General features: G+C 56.3%; 9 protein-coding genes. 2 read left to right on the forward strand and 7 right to left on the reverse strand.

All coding sequences use genetic code 11. The features are described from left to right. The coding region (locus KBZ15_RS15100) for a hypothetical protein (RefSeq protein ID WP_255016023.1) at window positions 1-303 on the forward strand (303 nt) is incomplete at its 5' end. A 448-nt stretch (window positions 304-751) separates the two neighbouring features. Here the strand turns inward: KBZ15_RS15100 and KBZ15_RS15105 are convergent. The 5 genes from KBZ15_RS15105 to KBZ15_RS15125 all read right to left on the reverse strand — a co-directional run bounded on the left by KBZ15_RS15105 (window position 752) and on the right by KBZ15_RS15125 (window position 3,736). After that, entirely contained in the window at window positions 752-1,756 is a 1,005-nt protein-coding gene (locus tag KBZ15_RS15105; protein WP_315859906.1) for an IS3 family transposase, read from the reverse strand. Further along, window positions 1,645-1,974 (reverse strand): transposase, encoded by a 330-nt coding sequence (locus tag KBZ15_RS15110; RefSeq protein ID WP_255016024.1) that lies wholly within the window; start codon window positions 1,972-1,974, stop codon window positions 1,645-1,647. The genes KBZ15_RS15105 and KBZ15_RS15110 overlap by 112 nt, the downstream gene beginning before the upstream one ends. Before the next feature lie 397 nt (window positions 1,975-2,371). Then, the gene (locus KBZ15_RS15115; protein ID WP_255016025.1) at window positions 2,372-2,740 is read right to left on the reverse strand and encodes an AbrB family transcriptional regulator; all 369 of its coding nucleotides are present in this window, start codon (window positions 2,738-2,740) and stop codon (window positions 2,372-2,374) included. A gap of 90 nt (window positions 2,741-2,830) precedes the next feature. Continuing rightward, window positions 2,831-3,028: a hypothetical protein gene (locus KBZ15_RS15120; RefSeq protein WP_255016026.1), complete on the reverse strand. Its 198-nt coding sequence runs from the start codon at window positions 3,026-3,028 to the stop codon at window positions 2,831-2,833. Between the two features lie 33 nt (window positions 3,029-3,061). Beyond that, window positions 3,062-3,736: a thermonuclease family protein gene (locus KBZ15_RS15125; RefSeq protein ID WP_255016027.1), complete on the reverse strand. Its 675-nt coding sequence runs from the start codon at window positions 3,734-3,736 to the stop codon at window positions 3,062-3,064. A gap of 206 nt (window positions 3,737-3,942) precedes the next feature. Between KBZ15_RS15125 and KBZ15_RS15130 the strand changes: the two genes are divergently transcribed. Beyond that, window positions 3,943-4,134, forward strand: a complete 192-nt coding sequence (locus KBZ15_RS15130) for a hypothetical protein (protein WP_255016028.1) — start codon at window positions 3,943-3,945, stop codon at window positions 4,132-4,134. Window positions 4,135-5,151: 1,017 nt separating this feature from the next. Here KBZ15_RS15130 and KBZ15_RS15135 read toward each other — a convergent pair. Both KBZ15_RS15135 and KBZ15_RS15140 read right to left on the reverse strand, forming a co-directional pair. After that, window positions 5,152-6,087 carry a hypothetical protein gene (locus tag KBZ15_RS15135; protein WP_255016029.1) on the reverse strand — a complete coding sequence of 312 codons (936 nt, stop codon included), beginning with the start codon at window positions 6,085-6,087 and terminating at the stop codon, window positions 5,152-5,154. A 419-nt stretch (window positions 6,088-6,506) separates the two neighbouring features. After that, the coding region (locus KBZ15_RS15140; RefSeq protein WP_255016031.1) for a hypothetical protein at window positions 6,507-7,137 on the reverse strand (631 nt) is incomplete at its 5' end.

Below are 7,137 nucleotides of genomic sequence, written 5' to 3' on the forward strand. Positions count from 1 at the left end.
TGCAGCTCCGCTGATCCGGGCCGCTGGTTGGAGCAGCTGGTAGCTGCGCCGCTGCTGCTGCCCGCCGATCTCACCCTGCTGACGGTTACCCCCTGGCGTGGTGCAGGCCTGGTGCCGCTGCGGCCGCTCAACCCGCTGGTGGAAGCGTTGTGGTTACTGCTGCGCAAGGGAGAGGCCAGCCAGCAACCACTACGTCAGTTGGTGCAGTGGTGGGGCGGCCAGGGGGTGCCGTTGCCTCAGGCAGAAAGCCCTGCTCCGCAGAGGTGGCAGCGGTCCTTGCGCTGGCCCTGGTGGCGAATCTGATGACTAACTCAGCCAGTTGCCGGCCTAGTCGACCAAGAGCAACTGCTCGTCAGCTCTCTTCTTCTACGGCAGCCAGGGCAAGCAGCTTGATCTGCATGCAGCCCAGCTTGATCTCGAACGCATCGCCAGGCTCCAGACCCAGTTGGGCGGCGCAAATCTGAGCCGAGATTGAATAGCAGCTATAACGACACATCAAAAGGTTCCGCTCGATACAGCAAGGTCACCCTGCTGCTGGCCATGGTGATGCTTGTAGAACAATAAATATGCAGGCAACCGGAGCCACAGCTCGATATCGCAAGGCCTACCAACCCAGCGAGCGCAGCTACCGCCTCATTGACGGCAGCTGCCAGCCCCACGGTCAGCTCGACGGTCAGTACGACTCCCTTGATGAAGCCATCGCTGATGCCATCGAATGGATTTGGAGTTACCCCAATTCGGTGGACAGGTATCAGGGCTTCACGGTGGTGAGTGTACGGGTAGCGATGAACTGCTGTTCGTAGTCGATTGGGCTGAGGTAGCCAATCGTTGAGTGACGGCGCTCGCGGTTGTAGTAACCGTCGATCCAGAAGGCCAAATGCCTGATTAGCTGTTGAGGGCTTTTCAGGCTCTCTGCATCGTCATCAAGGTCCAGTTCGTGTTTGATGGTGGAGAAGAAGCTCTCCACCACCGCGTTATCCCAGCAACAGCCCTTGGCCGACATGCTGCAGCTGATCTTGTGGGCTTCCAGCAACTGCCGGTAGGCCGTCGCTCGGTATTGGCTCCCCTGGTCCGTGTGGATCAGGAGTTGCTCGGGTTCGATCTGACGGTGCCCAAAAGCCCGGTTCAGGGCCTCGAGCACCAAAATGGCCTCCATCGTGGCGCCCATAGCCCAGCCGACCACGCGGCGGCTGTAAAGGTCGATCCAGATCGCCAAATACCGCCATCCGGCTGTGGTGCGGATGTAGGTGATGTCACCAGCCCAACAGCGGTTGGGTGCAAGGGGAGAAAAGTCCTGCTGCAGCAGGTTCTCGGCCACACCACTGGCCCGGTTGCCTGGGTTCCGGCAAGGCCTGAACCCGCGTCTGGTCTTGGCCTTGAGCGCTGAACAACGCATGAGCCTGGCAATGCGGTGGCGGCCCACCTTGAGGCCAGCAGCCTTGAGCTCCTGATAAACGCGCGGTGCTCCGTAGAAACCGCGGTGCCGATCAAAAACAGCCTGCACCTGGGCCGTGATGGCCTCGTTCTCCTGGGCCCGTGGGCCCGGGTTGTGCTGCCGTTGCCGCCAGGCATAGAAACCGCTGCGGGCCACGCCCAGCTGCCGGCAGAGCCAGGCCGTGGAGAAGCGGCCCGAGAGGGACTCGATCAGGCGAAACCTCTCGGCGGCAGCTGCTCTTTTGCAAAGTGCGCTGCCGCCAGCTTGAAAAAATCCTTTTCCCTCCTGAGCTCGCGATTTTCCTTGCGGAGCCGGGCCAATTCAGCCCTTTCCTCGCTGGTGAGCTGACCCTGCTCGGGAGGGCCAAAGTCACCCCGATCAATGCGGGCCTGTCTGACCCACTTGGAAAGGCTGCTGATGGGGATGCCAAGTCGCTGGGCCACAGCACTGCAGCTGAGGTTTTCGCTCAAGCAAAGCTCAACAGCCTCTTGCTTTTGCTGCGCCGTGAACTGGCGTCTTGATTTGGTCAGGTTGGTCATCGATGGACAGTCTGAGGGTCATGGCGTGACTCCTAACGACCTGACCACGAAACCGGGGCAACCCCAATTGGACTCCTTAGTGAGCCTGACCATCCCACCAGCTGGATTGGGGTGGAGGTAAGCAGCAGCAACGGCGACTGGCGCACCTGCCGCGTGCCGGGACCGTTGCTCTGTCCGCTGCCGCGCTGAGAATCAAGCCTCCAGGAGCACTCCCCTGATTGGTGACAACAGAAACCCCCCGGGGTGAGCGGGGGATTCTCTGGAGCGGCCGGGCAAGTAAATGCAGGCGCTCATGCCGGCACCTAACTCACTGGCGCCTGCTTTCACTGTGCAAGAGATCACGGCCGGCAGCTGCCTGCGCGCAACAAATGCTCACTAGCAGGCGCCTAGCAGCTGCTCACTCCTCTTCTGTACTGCCCAAAGGAAGCAGCTTGATCTGCTTTTTGCCCAGCTTGATCTCGAACTCATCGCCGGGCTTGAGGTCGAGCATGGCGGTGTAGGCCTTGCCCACCAGCAGATTGCCGTTGAACTGGATCTTTGTGGTGTAGCTCAGCTTGCGGCCACCTTTGCCAGTGCTCCGGCCGGTGCTATCGGTGCCGAGGTTTACACCCTTAGCGCCCAGCAGGGCCTCATAGAACGCCGTGAAGTTGAGGCGCTCACTGCCATCTTTTTTGGTGCTCACATAGCCGCATTCGCGCACGAGCTCGGACTTGGAGACATCGCCTAGTTCCTTGACCTTGGCGAGCAATTCGGGGCCGGTAAGCATGAATTCAATGGAATTTCCTTGAAAGTACCAATTCCCCACAGGTTGTCCAGTGGGATCAAGCGAAAGAAAAGTCCTTGATTTGACTAATGATCAGCCTTCTGCTGGTGGCGTTTCTGCAAACAAGGGGCCGAGCGGCACCACGGCGAGCTTGCCTTGCTCCATTACTTGCAAACCAGGCGGGTTGGCTTGCTCTGGCCCATAGAGCTCAGCAGCTGGAGCATCTGGGCCAAGCGGTAATGGGTTCTGCCGGTAACGCAGGCGTGGCATTCCTTTGATCTGCAGCCACATATCAGCTTGCCTCAGCTGCTTGTTGTTGGCTGTTCAGCGCCGCAACATTTCGCAGGCCTCTCCATCATCATTTCCGTCCAGGTAGCTATGCCCCTGGCGCAGCAGCTCTTGGGCGCGCTCATAGGAGCTGATCTCGCTGCAGCGGTAACGGCGGCCGCCCGGGGTGGTGCCATCAGGAATGACGGCAGAGCGACGACCTCGCCGGAAGTCCCAGGGCCGGGTGATGCCGCCCTCCACCTGCCAGACCCCGTAGCGCCGCCGGCTGGCACGGTATTCAGCGTCCAGATACTCCTTGGCGTTACACCCACTGAGGTACTGGCGGTAGGCAAAGGCTTGGCCGTCTTCCACCAGCGCCAAATTGATGTTGATGTCAGAGATCACCTCGGCAACCGAACGGCCGTAGCGATCGGTGGTCTTGACCTCGAGCCTGACCTCGCGCCCGACAGGGAGCCTCTGCTGCAGGTAGTTGCGGGCCTGCTGGCCGTATGGGCTTTGGGCCGTCTCGGGGGCATCGATGCAGGCCAGTCGCACGGTGAGGGCCTTGCCCGCCTGACGCACGCGGATGGTGTCGCCGTCGCCGATGGAGAGCACGGTGGCCTTGACGCCCTGAGCGACTACCTCGCTTGGCCAAGCCAAGGCCGCCAATGCCACCACACCCAGCAGAAACTTTCTAGCCATTGGCGGAGTTTGCACCGGCAGCCTTTTCATGCGGTTCCTGCATGACTTGGTTGCAGCTGGCTGATCTGCGCCAATCTGTATCTATGCCTCAAAAGACGTTGGGCCGCAATCAGCTGCTTCTTGCCTGCGCGATTGCAGCTTTGGCGGCAGGAAGTGCCCTAGCCCAGCAGCCGGTACGCCCTCTGCCCAAGGTTGGAGGTTGCCCGCTTGGTTACTACAGCTCTGGCGGCTACTGCGTGCCCAGCTCCGGGGGCAACACCCGCGGCGCCATCGAGAAAAGCGGCGCTGGCTGCCCGCTGGGTTTTTATTCCTCTGGCAACTACTGCCTCAGCAGCCCCAGTAACGAGCGGGAAGCGATCCAGAAGAGCGGCAAAGGATGCCCCCTGGGCTGGTATTCATCAGGTGGGTACTGCGTTAAGAGCCGCTGAAGCCTGTCCTGCCGGCAGTTCTAGGTTGCTGTTCTTACTGAGCGGCCGTGCCCGAGAGCGAGCTACTGCGGTTTCTGTGCACGGCGACAATTAGGTAGGCGGGCGCCTACGTAGTTGACACCGGGCAGCGGGGATCGTGCTGGAGCGCAAGCTGCAAGCCGTTAGGGCTACGCGCAAGTGAGCGCAACGACCGCCCACCTCCCCCTATCGGCGCCAACCACGACGGCGAAATGCCAAAAACTCTTGCCGGAGGCGCTCGTGAAGGGGTGTGATGTCGACCATCTGCTCCCGTGCCGGCACATTCACGACAGACCCAGTCCGTTCCGCCTCCTTCCTGAGTTGACGCAACACCGGAATCAAGATCAGGGCGGTGACGAGACTTGTCATCAAAAGCACCGGCAGGACGCTGACTGTCATTGCTACGAACAAAGCCGCTGCCAGCACCTGGCCGGCGACTGCCAACCACTTTGGTCTCGCCCTACCCGGCAATTTCTTCATCCCTCAACCCTAAGGATTGCCCTCAGCCGCTGCCAGCCCATACGACGACAAATAGCCGTCACCGCTGCTGCTGCCCTGCTAGCGGGACCCGCGATGGCTCAGGTGGATCCGAATATTCACAAGCTTTGTATAGAGGTTTTGGCACGTCACTAGATGACTAAACCCGGTGCTGGGCCACTAGAGATCAGACCGCAGACGGTGGACCGCTACGGGCGAACAGTGGCTGAGGCTTAAGCGGGTGGGCGAAGCGTCAACCTAGAAATGGTCCGAATGACCGCTGCCTATGCCTACTGCCAATATCTAAGCGGGTGTGATTAGGGCGCTTACCCAGAGGCACAGGGCCAGGCTTAACAATACCGCCAGGATCGTTGACGCTGGGGTAAGGAGGTAAAGCCGTGGGACTTCAGGTAGGGGAACTGATTTAGCTATTCACAACCAAGTTCATGGATGAGCGGATGTTCACACCTATTCGACCAGAGAGAAAATGACTTTGCAGATATCGAAAGCGGGATGCGTCGCTTATGAACAACTTTTCAATGCATTTGCCTGTTGCGGAAATGCCTTTGTCCAGGCAGCCACTCCAGGATTCGAGGCAAGATACTGTTCCCACTGAGCATCAGCCGTCTTACTGCTTGAGTCATTAAACTCACCCTTTCCTAGCTTGGTGTATAAAGCTTTTACGTGAGCGACAGACTGTTCATAAGCTGTCAACTCATCACTCTTTTTACTGGTATCAACGTATGAGCACCATGGCTTCTTAGTATTCTTGACAAGAACCTTGTCTTTTTGATTCTGCAGCATTTTCAGTGAATTTTCGAGGCCAGTCTCATATAGTTTCTTTGTGATATCCAAGGAACGTGTTTCCCCAGAATTAAGTCCCGTAGCAAATTTCAGCAATGCAAGGGCCGTAGCTGGGCTTTCTATTGTCACGAATGTAAGGGGCTGATCCTTCCCAAATTCATCAACATAGAGAACCTCAAAGCCAGTAATGGTGTAGTTCTTGACCATGAAAGGAGCGGCAAGTATCATTGGCCAAAAGAACAGTGCGCCTGCAACAACAGTCGATATTGCAGCAGAACTATCGCTTCCTTGACCTGCAACCCCTGACTTCCATGAAACAATTTCTCCCGTATTTAGTGATATAGATGGTCTAATATTCTTCTCATAGTTGAGAGTTAGTATCGAGCCATCTTGCGAGGAAAAATAGAACGGCACTTGCGTTCCAGTGTCTCGATCGGCCATTTGAAAAAAGCCGGTCTTCACGGGATACTTAGGTGGCTCTAGCGGCTTGGGTTTCTTATCTTCAGCCCTTCGCTTTTCAACACTCTCGCGACACTCTGGATATCTCGGGTCATACTTACCAGAGTCGCAAGGGGCCGCCCTGGCGCTCATGATCCCTTGAAAAGGAATGGCGAGTATCAGGGTTAATGCTGCGCTTGATATTGACTTAATCATTAATCTAGATCAGACCAACAGATTTTATGTGCAATTTGATATATCCACCTTAAGCGTCATGGTTTGCAATAATTTACGCGGTATGGGGTGGTTGTTTAAATAGGGAGATTCAACCATCAGGCTTAGACATCGAATGCCACTGCTGGCACTTCACTCCTTAGTTTGTAGTGGGGCTGTGAACTCTCTGGGACGGCGGCCCGTGGGCACCCAACAGAGGCGGGCTCCTCGTGGCTTACCCAATCACTCGGCCAGACTAAATCCTTGACAGAATATCCAGGGCATAACTGCTATGCAGGCAAGACTCAATGATGCCAAAAGACTAATTCCTTCACAGGTCAGCTTGCTACAAGCTCGCAATCTCCTGTGGAGATAGATTTGTTGAGGTGATTTTTGGATATTTATTCTGGATTAGAATTCGGCTATTTCTGGCTGTTGTATTCCATGCAGCCCTTATAGTCTGCGGCCTTCAGGCATTTATCTTCTATCTCTTTTTTAGTGGCCGAACCTTTTGCCTTGCCAGTCGCTTGCTTTGCAGTAGGAACCTCTATCGACTCGGCGTCAACCGCGCCTAGCCTAACCGCCTCCTTCTTGGCCATAGCTGGATTTTGCTTTGCCCAATTTGCAATATTTGGATTGGCTGCAAGGTATTTCTGATAGTTGCATTCGTATTTTGCTATAGTCTTGTGGCATGATTCTTTTTGATTTATAGCTTTAGCGGAGTCGGGATCGGTGCACTTCTCGGCCCATGGAATGCACCATAAGTCTTTTGGCTTGAGGTTAGCAGTATTGTCGGGAACAGAGTTGACACCTGTAGTTGCTGGGATTGAATTTTTAGGGCGATTACGTCCTATGTAAAGCCCAAATTCAGGACAGTTGGCATCGGTGGTCTTAATTATATCGGATTTCATTCTATTCAAGTTAAATGCTGCCATGAGTCCACCAGCAATGCCTGCGCCAACACCTGCTCCAATTGCCCCAGACCATGTGCGTGTTGGCGACCATGGCGCGTATGGATCGCCTCGGTCAAGCATTGTTCCCTGACCGCTTGCA

The organism is Cyanobium sp. BA20m-p-22 (genome assembly GCF_024346275.1).
Taxonomy (GTDB): Bacteria; Cyanobacteriota; Cyanobacteriia; order PCC-6307; family Cyanobiaceae; genus Cyanobium_A.

Bases quoted from the DNA above. Each gene is read 5' to 3' on its own strand.
- KBZ15_RS15110 (WP_255016024.1), bottom strand. From the start codon at position 1,974: ATGACCAACCTGACCAAATCAAGACGCCAGTTCACGGCGCAGCAAAAG.
- KBZ15_RS15135 (WP_255016029.1), bottom strand. From the start codon at position 6,087: ATGATTAAGTCAATATCAAGCGCAGCATTAACCCTGATACTCGCCATT.
- KBZ15_RS15115 (WP_255016025.1), bottom strand. From the start codon at position 2,740: ATGCTTACCGGCCCCGAATTGCTCGCCAAGGTCAAGGAACTAGGCGAT.
- KBZ15_RS15125 (WP_255016027.1), bottom strand. From the start codon at position 3,736: ATGAAAAGGCTGCCGGTGCAAACTCCGCCAATGGCTAGAAAGTTTCTG.
- KBZ15_RS15120 (WP_255016026.1), bottom strand. From the start codon at position 3,028: ATGTGGCTGCAGATCAAAGGAATGCCACGCCTGCGTTACCGGCAGAAC.